This is a genomic window from Brevibacillus sp. HB1.4B, assembly GCF_013284285.1.
GTDB classification, from domain to species: Bacteria; Bacillota; Bacilli; order Brevibacillales; family Brevibacillaceae; genus Brevibacillus; species Brevibacillus porteri.
Genome location: NZ_JABSUT010000002.1, coordinates 241293 through 258985, shown reverse-complemented (window position 1 = coordinate 258985; position 17693 = coordinate 241293). Strand labels below are relative to the sequence as shown.

Annotated in this window: 21 protein-coding genes; 18 read left to right on the top strand and 3 right to left on the bottom strand. The window is 48.2% G+C overall.

Translation table 11 applies throughout. The annotated features are described in order from the left end of the window. Positions 1–48: 48 nt before the first annotated feature. Together ku and HP398_RS05660 are read right to left on the bottom strand one after the other, a co-directional pair. Positions 49–1008, bottom strand: a complete 960-nt coding sequence (gene ku / locus HP398_RS05665; RefSeq protein WP_173622104.1) for a non-homologous end joining protein Ku — start codon at positions 1006–1008, stop codon at positions 49–51. Positions 1009–1131: 123 nt separating this feature from the next. Next, positions 1132–1275, bottom strand: coding sequence for a hypothetical protein (locus HP398_RS05660; RefSeq protein WP_016743266.1), 144 nt, complete (start codon positions 1273–1275; stop codon positions 1132–1134). A gap of 442 nt (positions 1276–1717) precedes the next feature. Between HP398_RS05660 and rsmD the strand changes: the two genes are divergently transcribed. Together rsmD and coaD are read left to right on the top strand one after the other, a co-directional pair. Further along, complete coding sequence (rsmD, locus tag HP398_RS05655) at positions 1718–2284, top strand: 16S rRNA (guanine(966)-N(2))-methyltransferase RsmD (protein WP_069849354.1); 567 nt, start codon at positions 1718–1720, stop codon at positions 2282–2284. Between the two features lie 45 nt (positions 2285–2329). Continuing rightward, the gene (gene coaD / locus HP398_RS05650; protein ID WP_007728199.1) at positions 2330–2809 is read left to right on the top strand and encodes a pantetheine-phosphate adenylyltransferase; all 480 of its coding nucleotides are present in this window, start codon (positions 2330–2332) and stop codon (positions 2807–2809) included. A gap of 1 nt (position 2810) precedes the next feature. On the opposite strand, the gene ylbJ is transcribed toward coaD, so the two are convergent. Next, positions 2811–4046, bottom strand: a complete 1236-nt coding sequence (ylbJ, locus tag HP398_RS05645; RefSeq protein WP_173622103.1) for a sporulation integral membrane protein YlbJ — start codon at positions 4044–4046, stop codon at positions 2811–2813. Between the two features lie 147 nt (positions 4047–4193). On the opposite strand from ylbJ, the gene HP398_RS05640 reads away from it, so the two are divergent. From HP398_RS05640 to rnc, 16 genes are all read left to right on the top strand, one after another. Beyond that, positions 4194–4988 (top strand): patatin-like phospholipase family protein, encoded by a 795-nt coding sequence (locus HP398_RS05640; RefSeq protein WP_069849348.1) that lies wholly within the window; start codon positions 4194–4196, stop codon positions 4986–4988. Next, complete coding sequence (locus HP398_RS05635; protein ID WP_017249382.1) at positions 4985–6052, top strand: SepM family pheromone-processing serine protease; 1068 nt, start codon at positions 4985–4987, stop codon at positions 6050–6052. Before HP398_RS05640 ends, HP398_RS05635 begins: the two co-directional genes overlap by 4 nt. Positions 6053–6136: 84 nt before the next feature. Continuing rightward, positions 6137–6655: a YceD family protein gene (locus HP398_RS05630; protein ID WP_017249381.1), complete on the top strand. Its 519-nt coding sequence runs from the start codon at positions 6137–6139 to the stop codon at positions 6653–6655. A 140-nt stretch (positions 6656–6795) separates the two neighbouring features. Then, entirely contained in the window at positions 6796–6966 is a 171-nt protein-coding gene (gene rpmF, locus HP398_RS05625) for a 50S ribosomal protein L32 (RefSeq protein ID WP_005834357.1), read from the top strand. Positions 6967–7117: 151 nt separating this feature from the next. Beyond that, positions 7118–7879 (top strand): DeoR/GlpR family DNA-binding transcription regulator, encoded by a 762-nt coding sequence (locus tag HP398_RS05620; protein ID WP_173622102.1) that lies wholly within the window; start codon positions 7118–7120, stop codon positions 7877–7879. Between the two features lie 185 nt (positions 7880–8064). Beyond that, positions 8065–8844, top strand: a complete 780-nt coding sequence (locus tag HP398_RS05615; protein ID WP_017249379.1) for an ABC transporter permease — start codon at positions 8065–8067, stop codon at positions 8842–8844. A gap of 4 nt (positions 8845–8848) precedes the next feature. Beyond that, entirely contained in the window at positions 8849–9637 is a 789-nt protein-coding gene (locus HP398_RS05610; RefSeq protein ID WP_173622101.1) for an ABC transporter permease, read from the top strand. 11 nt (positions 9638–9648) lie between these two features. Beyond that, positions 9649–10617, top strand: a complete 969-nt coding sequence (locus HP398_RS05605; RefSeq protein WP_017249377.1) for an ABC transporter ATP-binding protein — start codon at positions 9649–9651, stop codon at positions 10615–10617. A 121-nt stretch (positions 10618–10738) separates the two neighbouring features. Continuing rightward, on the top strand, positions 10739–11335 hold the full coding sequence (gene fapR, locus HP398_RS05600) for a transcription factor FapR (RefSeq protein WP_017249376.1): 597 nt from the start codon (positions 10739–10741) through the stop codon (positions 11333–11335). A gap of 13 nt (positions 11336–11348) precedes the next feature. Further along, positions 11349–12356 (top strand): phosphate acyltransferase PlsX, encoded by a 1008-nt coding sequence (gene plsX, locus HP398_RS05595; RefSeq protein WP_017249375.1) that lies wholly within the window; start codon positions 11349–11351, stop codon positions 12354–12356. A 5-nt stretch (positions 12357–12361) separates the two neighbouring features. After that, complete coding sequence (locus HP398_RS05590) at positions 12362–13378, top strand: beta-ketoacyl-ACP synthase III (protein WP_173622100.1); 1017 nt, start codon at positions 12362–12364, stop codon at positions 13376–13378. A 2-nt stretch (positions 13379–13380) separates the two neighbouring features. Continuing rightward, positions 13381–14331 (top strand): ACP S-malonyltransferase, encoded by a 951-nt coding sequence (gene fabD, locus HP398_RS05585; RefSeq protein ID WP_173622099.1) that lies wholly within the window; start codon positions 13381–13383, stop codon positions 14329–14331. Beyond that, on the top strand, positions 14325–15065 hold the full coding sequence (gene fabG / locus HP398_RS05580; RefSeq protein ID WP_017249372.1) for a 3-oxoacyl-[acyl-carrier-protein] reductase: 741 nt from the start codon (positions 14325–14327) through the stop codon (positions 15063–15065). The genes fabD and fabG overlap by 7 nt, the downstream gene beginning before the upstream one ends. An 84-nt stretch (positions 15066–15149) precedes the next feature. Then, positions 15150–15383 (top strand): acyl carrier protein, encoded by a 234-nt coding sequence (gene acpP, locus HP398_RS05575; protein ID WP_005834336.1) that lies wholly within the window; start codon positions 15150–15152, stop codon positions 15381–15383. A 136-nt stretch (positions 15384–15519) separates the two neighbouring features. Continuing rightward, positions 15520–16761, top strand: coding sequence for a beta-ketoacyl-ACP synthase II (gene fabF, locus HP398_RS05570; protein WP_017249371.1), 1242 nt, complete (start codon positions 15520–15522; stop codon positions 16759–16761). Between the two features lie 54 nt (positions 16762–16815). Further along, complete coding sequence (gene rnc, locus HP398_RS05565) at positions 16816–17502, top strand: ribonuclease III (RefSeq protein WP_026043146.1); 687 nt, start codon at positions 16816–16818, stop codon at positions 17500–17502. Positions 17503–17693: the final 191 nt, after the last annotated feature.

The window sequence follows — 17693 nt, the reverse complement described above, 5'->3', positions numbered from 1 at the left end:
TGAATACAAAAAAACCTGTCCAGAGTGGGCAGGTTTTTTATGTGCAGATTAAACAGGGGTTGCCTTCTTTTTGCGCAGTGTTTTGGTTGTAGAAGTAGTCGTTTTCTTTTTTTGACTGGTTGCGGTCTCCTTTTTCGATGCTTGCTCTTTTTCGGACGAGGAGGCAGCGGTGGTGCGTTTTCGCGCAGGCTTTGACGGAGTCGGTTCAGGCTCGATTTTGATGGGTATTGCGGCTTGACCAGCTGTAGACTCCAAGCTTTCTTTTAGGGCCTGCATGAGATCAATTACATTGGTTCTTGCAACGGTAGGTGCAGTAGCGATCTCCTGACCCTCCAGTTTTTTCTCAATCAGTTTTTGTAGGTCAGATCGATATTCATCCGTATATTTTGCCGGATCAAAAGGGATCGTCATATTGCTAATGAGCTCAGTTGCCATCTTTAGTTCGTTTTCGGCCAATGGAACGGTGGCTTCTGGCAAGGCAGGCACTTGACTGACGGGACGTACTTCATCTGGATAGAAGATCGTCTCCAGCATGATGCAATGCTCATACAGTCGGATAACGGCCAGGCTTTGCCGATTGCGCATCGTCACCTGTGCAACGCCGATCTTGCCTGTCTGTTCCATGGCGGAGCGCAACAGGGCGTATGCTTTTTCACCAGTGTCTTGTGGGGATAGGAAATAGCTTTTATGAAAATAAACGGGATCGATCTCCGACAAGTCTACGAAGTCGAGTATTTCAATGGCTCGGCGTGTTTCTGGCGTAATGGCTTCCAGATCCTCATCGTCAATCATGACAAAATGTCCTTTTTCATATTCGAAGCCACGGACGATTTCGCTCGTATCGACCTCGCGCTGGCAGTGCGGGCACATTTTCGTGTACTTGATCGGGGTATTGCACTCTTTATGCAGTTGGCGAAAGCGAATATCGCGCTCTTCGGTTGCAGTAAACATGCGGACAGGTATATTGACAAGGCCGAAGCTGATCGAGCCCTTCCACACCGTATGCATGCGGATACCTCCTTCACAGCTATTTTTGAATAGTATCTGTAACCGCATAGAAGAAGTGCCGAGGGAATTGAAGGTGGAAAAGTAAAAAGCCAGCCGATTTGATACGGCTGACTTCTTGTATAGCTACTGCCCATGCTTGACGATGTCCGATTGATCTGCACGCGATTGCATGTCTCGCGCCAGCTCGACATCTTTGCCAGTACGGTCCGCAATGGATTGGGCTTTGGACGCCTTCAACTTTTGTGCAGACGGTCGTTTTTCTGCCATGAACGACTCACTCCTTTCAGGCAATCTACATGTAGGGGGTGTTACAGGTACATGTAGTATGCGCTGCACACAAAAAAATACCCCATCGCCAAATGACGAGGGGCAGCCGTTCAACTCCTCCCGATGAAGGGAGCGATGGCACGAAATGCTCCTATCAGACACGTCGTGCGCCAAAGTGAACAGCCTTTCAATTATGGGAGAGGAGAAACCGGAGGAAGAGCTTATGGGGAAACGTAAGTCTTCTCCGCGGTTGTCAGCGACACCGTTGCGTCGCTATTCAACATCTTTTCCAATCGAATGGGGTTGTATACCTTTCTTGTACATAAATTTTTCCAGTTGCTAATTTTACGGGTGTATGCAGTTGTGATAGTATGATATCATTCTCAGTCTTAGAAAATCGCGTCATACAACATACATAGGAAAGCAGACAGGTGAAATGAGTATGCGAGTCATCGCTGGAGAACACAGAGGAAGACGGTTGGCAGCAGTTCCGGGGAAAGGAACGAGACCGACAACCGATAAAGTCAAAGAATCGATTTTTAATATGATTGGTCCGTATTTCGATGGCGGATGGGCATTGGACCTATACGCAGGAACAGGTGGTCTCGGAATCGAGGCATTGAGTAGGGGAGCGGATCGAGCTGTTTTTGTGGAGCGAGATCAAAAAGCATTTGCTGTAGTAAAACAAAACGTCAGCACTTGCAGGCTGGACGATTATGCAGAACTATATCGGATGGATGCGGACCGCGCCATTCGCACACTGAGTACGCGCAATCAAAAATTTGATCTCGTCTTTTTAGACCCGCCATACGCCCAGCAGAAAATTGTCGAAGAAATTGAGATGTTGCAGGAGCTGGGAATGTTAGCGGATGGAGCGTGGATCGTGACTGAGCATGATATCGCAGACTCCTTTCCAGATGCGATTGGTCATTGTGTGAAGGACCGAGCGGCTAAGTATGGGGATACGGCCGTTACCGTGTATTATTACGATTTGGAGCCACAAGCCTAACTTTCAATCAAGGTGCAAAAGAGCACTAAGGGAGGATTACCCGCTATGGCAATCGCCGTATGTTCAGGAAGCTTCGACCCTGTTACTTATGGGCATCTCGACATTATTGCGCGGGGTGCCAACGTTTTTGATAAGGTCATTGTTGCCGTCTTAATCAATTCGAAGAAAAACTCATTGTTCAGCGTAGAAGAGCGCGTCGATTTGCTTCGTCAAGCAACGGCTGACATGAAAAATGTAGAAGTGGACTCTTTTGACGGCTTGTTAATTGACTATATGAACAAAAAGGGCGCACAGGTGATCATTCGTGGCCTTCGTGCTGTTTCTGATTTTGAATATGAGATGCAAGTCGCCTCGATTAATAAAAAGCTCGATGAAAATATTGAAACGTTTTTCATGATGACGAACAATCAATATTCGTACTTGAGCTCAAGTATTGTGAAAGAAGTTGCGAAATACAAGGCGAGTGTCGCCGATTTGGTGCCGCCAGTCGTAGAAGAGGCACTAAAGCGAAAAATGGCCGAGTAGATTATCGCGTCGTCTTGCTGCGGTTCATGCGCGAAAGAGTCAGACTGGTACACAACAGAATGGCACCGACGCCGATGGCGATTCCCCCTGATAGGAGCAGGGTCTCCCACCAGCTCGTCGCCGGAATCTCGGATTTCGCATGTACAAATACAGGGACGGCTTTCTCGATGAACCAGGAACTGACTGTGGCAAGAGGTCCCCAAAAGACAAAGGTCAAAATCGCAGCTAGCAAAGCGTGCAGCGCTCTGGCAATCAAGTAAGGGGCGACGCGAATATCCGTTTCACTCAAGATACTCGCGACCTGCGCGTGAACACTCAAACCGCCCCAGGACAATACAGCACTGGCAATCGCTGCTTTCCAGACCAAGGAAACTTCATCAGGCACAATGCTCGCAGCCTGTGCGCCGAGGGTTACTTCGAACAAACCAGCCACGATTGCTTGGGAAAAGGCTGGTGGAAAACCAAAGGGACCGAGAATGATTGAGAGAAGCGTACTGATGATCTGTGTCAGATGAATCGTGGAGAATAGTTGAATTAAGACCGAAAAAACAATGACGAAGCCACCAATCATGAGCAATGTATTCAGGGCGGATTGCACCGCTTCTCCCATTAATTTTCCGAACGGACGCCCATCACGGATACGTGCCCGATGCATCGCTTGTAGGGCGCGTAAAGGAAGAGGTAGTGAATTTTTCTCTAATGGGGCTGACGTAATGGCAAAAGGCGCATGAAAACGATAAATCACGCCCATGAGTACAGCTGACAAATAATGAGTCAGAGCTAAAATGATACCCATTTGCTCACTGTGGAAGAAGCCGATTGCCACTGCTCCCATGACGAATAAGGGATCTCCCGTCGTTGTAAAAGATACGAGACGTTCACCCTCAGCCTTCGTCACATTGCCTTGCAGACGCAGGCGAGTTGTCAGCTTTGCGGCTACCGGATATCCGGATGAGAAGCCCATAGCCAGTACGAACCCGCCAGTGCCCGGAACGTTAAACAGTGGGCGCATTAATGGCTCCAGTAACACACCGACGAAATGAACGACGCCCAGACCCATCAACACCTCAGACAGCACAATAAAGGGAAGCGTAGAGGGGAAAACTACCTCCCACCATATTTTCAGACCGCGTACGGCAGCTTCAAAAGAAATCTGCGAGTAAGCAATCAACGAAATAACAATGAAAACTGTCGAGAGGGCGAGCAACAAAGTAAGTACGGGTGAGTGGCGTGACATGGATTCCTCCTGAATCGAAGAAAAGTAGTAGTACATGTCTACGTGGCTGGCGGGAGAACTATGCGTAAGCTTGGTCGACGAATATCTCCCAAGTGTGAAAGGTACAGCGATTTACCACATAGGCTGGTTACAGGGAGGGGTTTTTCCATGCAGACAAAGCGTAAACCAATTGTGGGTGTAGCCCTGGGTTCTGGGGGCGCTCGCGGTTTTGCACATATTGGTGTATTGAATGCGTTAGAAGCACATGGCATCCAGATTGACATGCTGGCTGGCTCCAGTATGGGCAGTCTGATTGGGGCTGTCTATGCCAACGGAATTGAACCGCATATGATGGGAAAGCTTGCCCTTAATTTAAAACGCAAGCATTGGCTCGATTTGACTGTACCCAGCATGGGCTTTGTTACGGGGGAGAAGATCAAGCAATTAATTCGCCTGCTAACGCACGGAAAGCGCTTGGAAGAGCTGAACAAACCGCTTGCCATTGTGGCGACGGATATTGAATCAGGAGAACGAGTCGTATTTCGTGAAGGTCCAATTGATCAAGCGGTGAGGGCAAGCATATCGATTCCAGGCATCTTCGTACCTGAAAAGGTAGGGGGACGGCTTTTAGTCGACGGAGGAGTTATTGATCGTGTGCCCGTAACGGTGCTGCGTGAAATGGGTGCCGATATCGTGATTGCGGTAGATGTCGCCCAATTCGATACCCGGATGGAGGTCAAAAGTATTTTTGATGTAATTGCCCAGACGATTGATGTGATGGAAAGGGAAATTCTGCGACATCGAATCATTGCGGCAGACATCGTAATCAGGCCGGATGTTGGACACTATAGCAGTATCGCGTACACAGGTGTCGAAGAAATTATCGAGTTAGGTGAACGTGCGGGTACTGACCATATCGAACGCATTCAGGAACTAATTGCAGATTGGGAGGCACAGGAATGAGTGAGGAACAGCTTTATGCCAATAGACGCAGATCTACAGGAACCAGAGGCTTTAGCTGGATACTTGCCTTGGTTTTTGTCTTGTTGGGTATTTCTTTTTTTGTACCGACGAATTATTACGTGAGTCGTCCGGGTTCAGCGATTGAGTTGGGGCCGATGATTCAAGTGGAAGGCGGCAAGAAAGACGAGACTGGCTCCTTTATGCTCACGACGGTCAGAATGGGCGAAGCGAATTTGCCGTGGTATTGGTATGCAAAAATGGCGCAGGATGTTGAGTTGATGCCCAAGGAGCTGGTGGTCAGCAAGGGCGAGAACAGCGAAGATTTTATCCGTAGAGAACAAGCGATCATGGACAATTCACAAAAAATTGCGGAGGCAGTCGCGTTCCGTCTTGCCGGTTTTGAAGTGAAAATCGAGAAGCAGGGTGTGTGGGTGATGGGTACTCTAGAAGGGTTCCCTGCCTATAAAGCATTGCGAATTGGTGATGTCATTACGTATGTTGACGGGGTTCGCACGTCTGAGGCAAAAGATTTGCTGACAGCCCTCTCTGCAAAAAAAGCAGGGGATCAAGTCGAAATTACGTACACAAGAGATGGACAAGAGGCCAAAACGATGTTAACCTTGGAACCACTACCTGAATCCAAGTCAGTTGGAATTGGTGTACGCCCTGACAACAAACAGGAAATCATCATACCGAAAGAAGTAACCATTGCCTCTCAAGGGATTGGTGGTCCTTCTGCGGGATTAATGATGACACTGGAGATTTATGACCAGTTAAATACGGAGACGGATTTGACAAAAGGCTATAAAATTGCAGGAACAGGCACGATTTCGTTAGACGGAAAAGTAGGCAGGATCGGTGGCATTAATCAAAAGGTAATCGCAGCGGACAAAGCGGGCGCAGAGATCTTCTTTGCTCCGCAGGATACGCCAGATACGAACTCCAATTACGAGGAGGCGTTAGCGACTGCCAAGCGGATTGGAACTTCAATGAAAGTGGTTCCAGTCAAGACGGTAGAAGAAGCGATTACGTACTTGAATGGACAAAAACCGAAATCTACCTGAGCAAACTAGCTGTCAAGCAAAAATGGTTGACAAAGCTTTGGGCAGGGTCTATAATCATCTTTGTTGTGCATGAGGTGAAATGCTATGAACATTAAGTTAGCAGAGTTAGAGCACCGAAAAGGAGAGCCGTTGCCATTCCAGTTAACTCTGGATGCAGATGAGCTGAAGAAGCGCCATCATGAGGTTCGTGGGATTACTCCTGTGAATGCGAGTGGTGAAGCCGTACAGCTGGGCAATCTCTATTACGTAAAAGGAAGCATGAAGGCAGATGTGAATTTTGTCTGCGCGAGATGTTTGAATCCTTTTGTCGATCAGGCAACAGTAGATTTCTCTGAGACATTTGCGCTTGCGGATGATCCGATCTTGCAAGATGACGAGGACAGCGATATCCTTCCTCTGGAAGGCGATGAAATTGAGCTGGACTCGCTGCTGCAAGAGGATTTCTTACTGGCAATGCCGACCTTCCCGCTTTGCGAGGAAGATTGCAAAGGTCTGTGCCCGACTTGCGGTGTGAACCGTAATGAAGTGGCATGCAGCTGCAAGAATGAGCGTGTTGACCCGCGATTGGCTGGGTTGGCTGACTTTTTCAAAGACAGCAAATAAGTTTTCTTACTGTATTCAAGATGATTCGCCGACCATTCGTGGCAGCGTCTCATTTTTGAAGGATGGCATAAGCATTTTGCCTATACTGTCCACCCAATAGAGCTTCTTAGCATTTGTCAGTTGAAGGAGGTGTAAGGAAGATGGCAGTACCTCAACGGAGAACTTCCAAAACCCGTAAAAGAATGCGTCGTACGCACTTCAAATTAGAGATTCCAGGCATGATCAAATGCGATAATTGCAGCGAATACAAGCTTGCGCATCGTGTTTGCCCAAGCTGCGGTCACTACAAAGGCGTGAAAGTAGCGAAGTAATATTCGCTGCTAAGAAAGCAAGGTGAGAAATCGCCTTGCTTTTTTTGTTTCTTTCTATTGCTTATGATTACTTACAAACACTTATTATCACTTGCGCAATTCGCTTAAATGACTTATAATAAAGGCAGGATAAGGATGGGGTTGAGGCTTCGTGTTTCAAGAGGAGAGGCTCGCTGCAATTCTTGCGTATTTGCAGGAGCACCAGCGAATCAGTGTGCAAGAGGTAGTTGAGCAGTTTGGGGTTTCCCGTGACACAGCGAGGCGTGACATCGTCAAGCTGGAGGAGCAGGGTCAAATCCTGCGAACTAGGGGAGGAGCAGTATTGCCCAGCCTCAACAAAAAGAACTACTCCCATCAGGAACGAATGCAGCTTGATTTGACAGGAAAGCGCAGTATTGCAGCAGCAGCGGCCCGTCTGATCAAAGATGGAGATTATTTGCTGCTCGATGCTTCCACAACCGTTCAGCTCACAGTGGAATCCTTGCAGACTCGCGATCATGTCATCATCACGAATTCATTAGCGACTGCCTCCAGTATGTCCCGAAAAGAAGGCGTTCTTGTCAAGCTTTTGGGCGGAGACGTACATGCAGAGGATCAATGTGTCCTCGGTACACGCGTGATTCAAAACCTTGTTGATTTTCATGTCGACAAAGTACTGGTTGGTGCATGCGGTCTTACAAAGGAAGGGCTCATGTCTACGCAGGAAGATCACGGCTTTCTGATCAAAGAAATGATCAAGCGCGCCGATCAAGTGATCATCCTCACTGACCATACCAAGTTTGGAAAAAGCATGCTGTATCGCGTTGCCGGTTTTGATCAGATTGATATTATCGTGACCGATAAGCTGCCTGAAAAGGAAATGGTTGAAGCTTTGCACGCTAACGATGTAGAGGTGATTGTAGCTTCCACATGAAGCTATTGATCCATAAAAAAGAGGATAAGTTCTATTTGGCTGGCGTGAATGGGTGACCAGCGTGACAGCAAATGGATTTATCGAAAGAGAGTCCTTCAAATGGGAAGGGCTCTTTCTTTTTTTCTTGCATTTGTATACGGCCCCTGCTATTCTAGTAATCCTGACTTTTCCAAGAGGAGGGTTCTATGGTCTATTGGAGGATTATTCGCAAGAGCTATCGTCGAAATCTTCAGTATCGTTTATCGCATGTCATCAACAATGTCGCAAGCTCGATTTTTGGGCTTGTTTTTATTGCCATTTGGACGGGTGTCCTTTCTGGGAAACAAGTATATGGCCCATATGATGTCAAAACGATGGGGTATTATATTGCGATTTGCCAGAGTGTTCTCTGGATGACAACCTTTATGTCGCCGGGTCTGAACGTCCAAATAGCGGTAAGAAGCGGGGCTGTTAGCCTGGATATGATCAAGCCTGTTCATTATCTTTGGTACATGCTAAGTCAGGAGTTTGGACGACTATTGTACAACGCTTGCTACCGAAGTGTTCCGATCGGCTTGCTGCTAGGATTAGCGGTAGGCTTCTTTTTTCCCTCCGATCCGTTCACTTACTTCTGGTTTATCCTCTCGCTACTGTTAGGAACTTATGTAGGTATGTTGCTCTTTTATCTCGCGGGCATTTCCTCCTTCTGGACGACAGAAATACGCTGGGTACACCTAATCCTTTTGTCATTGATCTTTGGGTTAGGTGGACAAATGATTCCGATAGACTTGATGCCTGGGATGATTGGAGAGGTAGCACCTTATTTGCCCTTTTCAGCGATGATTTATTATCCAGTCATGACCTTGCTAGAGCTTGCCCCTCCTTATGGCATGCTCGTACAAGCTGGTTGGGCGCTCGTTTTAACGGCAGTTGCTTTATTGGTGACGAACATGGCAAGAAGAAAGCTAGAAATTCAAGGAGGATAACGATATGTTTGCCCTCTATCGCAAACTGATTGCGGCCAGCATTCGCTCGCAAATGCAATACAAGATAAATTTTGTCACGAGCGCTGCCACGACCGGAATGATTATGGTGCTTGATTTTATTATTCTCTCTGCGATTTTGTACCGATTTCACGATGTGGTCGGGTGGAATATATACGAGGTTGGGATGCTTTACGGGATTTCCTCGTCATCTGTCTCCTTGTATCGACTGTTTGCACCGGAAATCAACGACTTTGAGAAGTACATCGTGCAAGGAGAGCTCGATCAATTGCTCATCCGACCTGTTTCACCTTTGCTTCTGCTATTGACACGCAATCTTGATTTGTCGAGAGTGGGAGGAGTGGTGCAAGGGATGTCTGTTTTGGTCGTCTCATTGTCGGGACTTGCGGCGGAAGGGAAATCGATCATGGGGTTGGTGTTATTCTCGCCGATTGCCATTTTGTCTGGCGGAGTCATCTATTTTTCCATTGGACTTGCTACGGCTGGGGTCGCATTTTGGACGCATCAGATGAAAGACATGCTGACCTTTACCATTTATGCGCCAGCTAATGCTTCCAATTATCCGATCGGGCTATATCCAAACTGGCTCAAATGGCTGTTTTTCTCAGCGATTCCGATCGCATATATGAATTATTTGCCAATGTTGACGCTGTTGGGCAAAGGGGGCGAATGGTTTTATCCGATACTCACCCCGGTAGCTGCAGCGATTGCTTTTTATTTCGCTCGTATGCTGTGGAATGTCGGGATTCGACACTACCATAGTACAGGGAGCTAAGGAGGGGTAACATGATTGAAGCAAAGCACATCGAAAAATCATTTTTCCTGACAAAAGCAAAAGAGGGGCGCTTTGCTTCTCTACGAACACTCTTTTCTCGTGAACAAAGGGAGGTCAAAGCTGTCCATGATATCTCTTTTTCCATTGACAGAGGCGAGTTCGTTGGATATATCGGGCCGAATGGCGCAGGAAAATCGACGACAATCAAAATGCTCGCAGGAATTCTTCATCCCAGTCAGGGGGAAATACGAATTGGCGGATATAGTCCGCAGCGGGAACGAATTCAAGTAGCCTCACAAATCGGTGTGGTGTTCGGGCAGCGAACACAGCTGTGGTGGGATTTGCCAGTCAGAGATTCCTTCGAAATTTTGCAAGCGATGTACAAAATTAACGACAAGGCATATCGGCGATCGATGGAGGCGTATCAGGAACTGCTGGATCTGCATGAATTCCTGGATACGCCAGTGCGTAAGCTGTCATTGGGTCAGAGGATGAGAGCTGATTTAGCGGCAGCACTGCTGCATGATCCGCCTGTCCTGTTTTTAGACGAGCCTACGATTGGGTTGGATGTGGTCGCGAAGACTCGCATCAGAGCGTTTTTGAAAGAAGTGAATCAGACCCAGAAGAAGACGATTCTATTGACGACGCATGATATGGACGATATTGAGCAACTCTGCAACCGGATCATCGTGATCAATCATGGCAAAAAGATGATGGATACGAGCTTGGTCGATTTGCGACGTCAGATAGGGCTGCCAAGCCTCATTCGAATCGAATTTCGACAACCGCCCGAAAAGCTTTACGACCTAGAGGGAATCGAGCGGATGGAGCTAGCGGAGAATGTACTTTCGATTTACTTCGACAAAGGAAAAATTTCTTCCCCGCGAATCCTTGCCGAAGTGGCGGGCTGGGGTGAGCCGCTGGATATTCAGATGAAGGAACCGGGGATTGAGGAGATCATTCGGCTCATTTATCGTTAGGGACGGCTACCTAATTTCGCGAAGGATACTTGTAATTCCACATCTTCTCCCTTATACTGTGTTTTGGTACCAGGTATTAAAAACAGATCGCAATCATACATAGTACAATTGAATCCTGCTTATGGGGGTGTTCGGCATCGCCCGCTTGCCAAAAAAAGATCGCCAGTCCCGTTTGGTGCAGTATCTGGCGGATAATCCATTTGCGACGGACGAAGATCTGGCTGAGTTATTTCATGTCAGTATTCAAACCATACGTTTAGACCGTCTGGAATTAGGAATACCGGAGCTGCGTGAACGTATCAAGACAGTCGCAGAGAAAAGTCTTGATCCTGTAAAATCATTGGGTGTCGATGAAGTCATCGGTGAAATTGTTGATCTACAGCTCGATTCACAGGCTATTTCCGTATTGGAAATCAAAGAAGAACACGTTTTTTCGAAAACACAAATTGCCAGAGGGCATTATATATTTGCTCAGGCCAACTCATTGGCAGTAGCAGTAATTAACGCAGACGTAGCGTTGACAGCTACGGCGAGAATCCGCTTTGTGCGTCCTGTACGAATAGGGGAAAAGCTGGTGGCCAAAGCAGTGGTAAGAAGCCGAGACGGCGACGAATGCAAGGTGCGTGTAGAGACAAAGGTCCAAGGTGAATTGGTCTTTACCGCAACCTTCCGTGTAGTTGAAATGTCGAGCTACCATAACAGCATGGATGAGGAGTAAGGAGGAGTCACGGTTGCGAATTGCAGTGGATGCGATGGGCGGCGATCACGCACCGAAGAGTACCGTATTAGGGGCGCTTGCTGCCATCAAGGAAAACCCAGCCATTACAGTTGTATTGGTGGGAGATGAACAGGCTATTCGGAACCACTTGCCGCAGGATATTCCGGCAAACATCGAAATCGTTCCTGCAGCGGAAGTGATTTTGCCAGATGATGAACCGGTTCGAGCTGTTCGGCGTAAGAAAAATTCTTCGCTGGTCGTAGCTGTTGAGATGGCGCGCGAGAAAAAAGTCGACGCGATGATCTCGGCTGGGAATACGGGCGCTTTAATGACAGCAGGCTTGCTGTACGCTGGTCGCATGGATGGAATCGAGCGCCCTGCGCTTTGTGCCTATATCCCGAATACAAAAGGCCGAGTAACACTGACGCTAGACGTCGGAGCCAATATGGATGCCAAGCCACATCAGCTTGTACAATACGCGGTGATGGGGAGCTTGTATGCTGAAAAAGTGTTGGGCTTCGAGCGGCCGACAGTAGGCTTGCTGAATGTCGGGACGGAAGAAGGAAAAGGGAACGAATTAACGAAAGCTGTTTTTCCTCTCCTTCAAGAAGCTGACTTGAACTTTGTAGGAAATGTGGAAGCGCGCGATGTTATGCAAGGAGCCTGTGATGTGCTCGTATGCGACGGCTTTGTAGGAAATGTTTTGTTAAAGGCCGTAGAGGGTGCTGCCTCCACAATCTTTTCGCAGTTGAAGCAGGAGTTTACTTCCAGCCTGATTAATAAGCTAGGAGCGGCCATTCTGAAACCTGGATTGGTTCGCTTTAAAAAGAAAATGGATTATGCGGAATACGGTGGTGCTCCCTTGCTGGGATTGAAATCCCCTGTGATCAAGGCCCACGGTTCCTCAAATGAACGTGCGATGAAAAACGCGATTGTTAGTGCTACGCGATTTATTCAGCAGGACGTGAACGAGGTTATCCAGCAATCATTACAGAAAAATACTTTGGGAGAAAGCGAGTGAGGCAGATGAGTGCAAAGCGTTCAGTAGGAATTTTGTCTACAGGGTCTTATACCCCGGAGCGGGTGTTGACGAACTTTGATCTGGAGAAAATGGTGGAAACCTCTGATGAGTGGATTGTTTCCCGAACTGGCATCAGAGAACGCCGCATTAGCTCACCGGAGCAAGCTTCCTCCGACTTGGCTTACGAGGCTGCCAAAGAAGCGCTCGAAAAAGCAAACATCAGCGCGGAACAGTTGGATATGATCATTGTCGCTACCGTAACGCCTGACATGTCGTTCCCGTCTACTGCTTGCTTGCTGCAAGAAAAGCTGGGTGCTACACGTGCGGCTGCTATGGATCTTTCCGCGGCTTGCACAGGCTTTTTGTATGGAATTACGACAGCGACTCAGTTCATCGAAAACGGTTTGTATAAAAAAGTGTTGGTCGTAGGCGTTGAGACCTTGTCCAAAATTACGAATTATAAAGATCGAAATACATGTGTGTTGTTCGGAGACGGCGCAGGTGCAGCTGTTATCGGTGAAGTTACTGAGGGCTACGGCTTCCAGTCCTTCGAGCTCGGCGCAGATGGATCAGGCGGATCTCTCTTGTGCATACCAGCAGGCGGTTCCAGAACACCTGCATCTACTGAGTCTGTCGAACAAGGACTGCATTATCTCTATATGGCAGGCGGAGAAGTTTTTAAATTCGCCGTTCGCGTCATGAATTCTGCAACAGAGGCTGTCTTGTCCAAAGCGGGCATATCGAAGGATGAGATCGACCTGCTGGTGCCGCATCAGGCAAACAAACGCATCATCGACTCTGCCGTACAGCGTTTCGGTCTGTCTGAGGATAAAGTTGCGATTAACCTGGATCGCTATGGAAACATGTCCTCTGCCTCCATTCCAGTAGCGTTGGATGAAGCAGTAAAAGCTGGTCGCGTAAAAGAAGGCGATAACCTGATTCTGGTTGGGTTTGGTGGCGGCTTGACTTGGGGAGCGACGCTCTTGAAGTGGTGCACGACTCCGGCAGAAGGGAGCAAGTAGGAATGGGCAAAGTAGCCTTTGTTTTTCCAGGGCAAGGTTCGCAATTTGTAGGAATGGGGCAAGCGCTCTCCGAGCAATCGGAAGCGGCCCGTCACATATTTGAGCAAGCTGATGAAGCTCTCGGCTTTTCCTTGTCTGGACTGTGTTTCGCAGGACCAGAAGAGGAATTGAAGCTGACAGCAAACACACAGCCAGCTATTTTGACGGCAAGCATCGCTGTTATGGCAGCATTGAACGAAAAGTTGCCAGACTATAAGCCTGCGTTCGTAGCGGGTCACAGCTTGGGTGAGTATTCTGCTCTGGTTGTAGCTGGTGCCTTGTCCTTTGCAGATGCAGTTAAAACAGTGCGAGCTCGTGGTCAGTTCATGGAAGAGGCAGTGCCAGCGGGACAAGGCGCAATGGCCGCTGTTTTGAACATGGATCGCGCGGCACTGCATGCGGTTTGCGAAGAAGTAACAGCATCTGGACATCCTGTTCAATTAGCGAACATGAACTGCCCGGGGCAAATTGTCATCTCTGGCTCTGCTGAAGGTGTGAAATTGGCCGGTGAAAAAGCGAAGGAAGTGGGCGCAAAGCGTGTACTTCCATTGAATGTAAGCGGTCCGTTCCACTCGAGCTTGATGCAGCCCGCAGCAGATAAACTGCAAGCAGTTTTGGCTGGAGTTACGGTACAAGAAGCGACTGTGCCTGTTGTGGCAAACGTGACGGCTAGACCAGTGTCTGAGGCTACTATTATTGTAGATCAATTAGTTCAACAAGTTTCCGCCCCAGTTTTGTGGGAGGACTCTGTACAATGGATGGTCGAAGCAGGCGTGACAACCTTTGTAGAGATCGGTCCAGGAAAAGTTTTGGCCGGATTGATCAAGAAAATCGCACCAGCGGATACGACGATTATCTCTGTACAGGATATGGATTCGCTTACTGAGCTATTGAACGGAGGGGTACTATGCTAACAGGAAAAACAGCACTGGTCACAGGGGCTTCCCGTGGCATTGGGCGTGCGATTGCATTGAAGCTAGCAGAAGCTGGTGCTAATGTGGTTGTCAATTACGCAGGTAGTGAAGCGGCAGCGAGCGAGACTGTTGCACTTATTAAAGAAATGGGCCGCGATGCCATCATGATTCGCGCGAACGTTTCTTCTACAGAAGATGTCAACGACATGTTCAAAGCTGCTTTGGATCATTTTGGTGTGATCGATATTCTCGTGAACAATGCGGGTATTACTCGCGACAACCTGATCATGCGCATGAAAGAAGACGAGTGGGACGATGTCATTGCGACGAATTTAAAGGGTGTATTCAACTGCGTAAAGGCAGCGACCCGCCCAATGATGAAGCAGCGTTCAGGCAAAATCATCAACATCACTTCTGTGGTAGGTGTTTTGGGGAACGCAGGACAAGCAAACTACGTGGCGGCAAAAGCTGGGGTTATTGGCTTGACGAAGACGGCTGCTCGCGAGCTGGCTAGCCGTAACATCACGGTGAATGCTGTTGCACCAGGATTTATCGATACAGAAATGACTGCTGTATTGCCTGAGGATGTAAAAGCAGGACTCACAAGCCAAATTCCGCTTGCCCGCTTGGGACAGACTGATGATATCGCAGCTGTGGTGCTGTTCCTGGCATCCGATGCGGCCAACTACATGACAGGGCAGACCCTGCATGTAGACGGCGGAATGTACATGTAATTAGAAAACCTCAATCGAGCATTTTCTGAAAACTGGTTTTTTGAAAGCTCATCCACTATAATACGGGAGAGGGGGTGAAGCAAGATGGCAGATACTTTGGAGCGTGTAAAGAAAATCATCGTCGATCGTCTGGGTGTAGATGAGTCCAAAATTACTTTGGAAGCTTCTTTCAAAGAAGACCTGGGCGCTGACTCCCTGGATGTGGTTGAACTCGTAATGGAACTCGAAGATGAGTTTGATTTAGAGATTTCCGACGAAGATGCTGAAAAGATCACTTCTGTTGGTGAGGTTGTTAAATACATAGAATCTCACAAGTAGTTGGATCTGTTGGAAGTCCCGTACCATACGGGACTTCTCCTTCAATAGCCACCTGTACATAATTCAAATAAATACATGTTTTGCATGCAGTGAATGTAAGAAGCTGACTGCTGACTTTCATATAGAGGTGATTGCAATGAAACGCAGAGTGGTGATTACTGGCGTTGGTGTCGTTTCTCCAGTTGGGAATGACGCGCAGACTTTCTGGAACAGCTTGCTGGAAGGAAAATCAGGCATTGACCGTGTGGCTGCCTTTGACGCTTCTGATTATCCAACACAAATTGCAGGCGAAGTGAAAAACTTCGATCCTGAGCAGTATATGGACAAGAAAGATATCCGACGTACAGACCGATTCGTTCAGTTTGGATTAGCTGCTGCCAAAATGGCTGTAGAAGATGCAAAACTGGAGATTACGCCAGAAAATGCGGAACGAGTGGGTGTATACATCGGGTCCGGAATCGGTGGTCTGACTACATGGGAAGAACAGCATTCCGTATTGTTGGAAAAAGGACCGCGTCGCGTGAGTCCGTTCTTCATTCCGATGCTGATTGCAAACATGGCGTCTGGTGCAGTATCCATTCAATACGGTGCAAAAGGACCAACTTCCAGCGCGATTACCGCTTGTGCGACAGGTACCAATGCGATCGGTGATGCACTGCGTCTGATCCAGTTCGATCACGCCGATGTTATGATCGCAGGTGGAGCAGAAGCAACGGTGCGTCCAATGGCATTTGCAGGCTTTTGCTCAGCGAAAGCGATGTCCACCAGAAACGATGAGCCGCAAAAAGCAAGCCGTCCGTTTGACCAAGATCGCGATGGCTTCGTAATGGGCGAAGGTGCTGGTGTTCTGATCCTGGAAGAGCTTGAGCATGCGAAAAAACGTGGAGCAACGATCATCGCGGAAGTCATTGGCTACGGGATGAGTGCAGATGCTCATCATATTACTTCTCCATCTCCTGGTGGCGAAGGGGCAGCGCGTTGCATGGCAAGCGCACTGAAAGACGCTGGCGTTGACCCAACAGAAGTTCAATATATTAATGCACATGGTACTTCTACTGACCAAGGAGATATCGCAGAAACACAAGCGATCAAGAGTGTGTTTGGCGAGCACGCATACAAACTGGCTGTCAGCTCGACCAAATCGATGACAGGCCATCTGTTGGGTGCTACTGGTGGTGTCGAGGCCATCGCGACGGCATATGCGCTGCGTGATCAAGTACTGCCTCCAACAATCAACTTGGAAAACCCGGATCCAGAATGTGATCTGGACTATGTTCCGAACCATGCGCGTAAGGCGACCGTCAATGTGGCTGTTTCCAATACATTTGGATTCGGCGGTCACAACGCAACGGTAATCCTGAAGCGATACGAAGCATAAATGAGCCCTACTGATAGAAAAAGTAGGCAGTCTCCTGGAATGGTGGTGAGGGTGATGAATTTTGCACAGCTGCAAGAAACGATAGGCTTTCGCTTTCGCGATGAAAGTGTTTTGCGGCAGGCATTCACCCATTCTTCCTACGTGAACGAGCAACGCGGCAAACGAATATCAGACAATGAGCGGCTAGAGTTTTTGGGGGATGCTGTGTTGGAGTTGACCGTCTCCCAGTTTTTGTATAAAACTTTTCCGAAGATGAGCGAAGGGGAAATGACGAAGCTGCGTGCAGCTATTGTCTGTGAACCTTCTCTCGTCAAGTTTGCTGAACTGTTGAATTTTGGCGATCTCGTATTGCTGGGAAAAGGGGAAGAGCTGACAGGTGGACGTCAGCGACCAGCCTTGCTAGCGGACGTTTTTGAGGCGTTTGTAGGTGCGCTTTACTTGGATCAGGGGTTGGACGCAGTCTTTTCATTTATGGAAAAATACGTGTACCCGCGCATCGACAAAGGAGAGTTTGCCCAGGTAACCGACTTCAAGAGCCAGTTGCAGGAATTTGTTCAACAAGACAATCTGGGAGACATCCATTACCGAATTGTAGAAGAAAAAGGACCAGCTCATAATCGAGAATTCGTATCTGAGGTGCTTTTGAACAATCGTTCGCTTGGCATCGGCTCTGGCCGCTCCAAAAAAGAAGCGGAACAGCAAGCTGCTGCACGAGCATTGGTCAAGCTGGGGGATAAATAATCACTCGTCAGCGAGAAGGGCTGCATCATCTGCTACAAGATGGTGCAGCTTTTTTCTTTCGGGTGGGAAACATAGGGAAAATACTGCGAGATGACCGCTATCTATGATACACTTACCTACAGATGACCATGTAGGCTCGTAGTAGGTAGCTCCTGTTCGATGCAGGGGCTTCTTTTCGGGTACCATCCGAA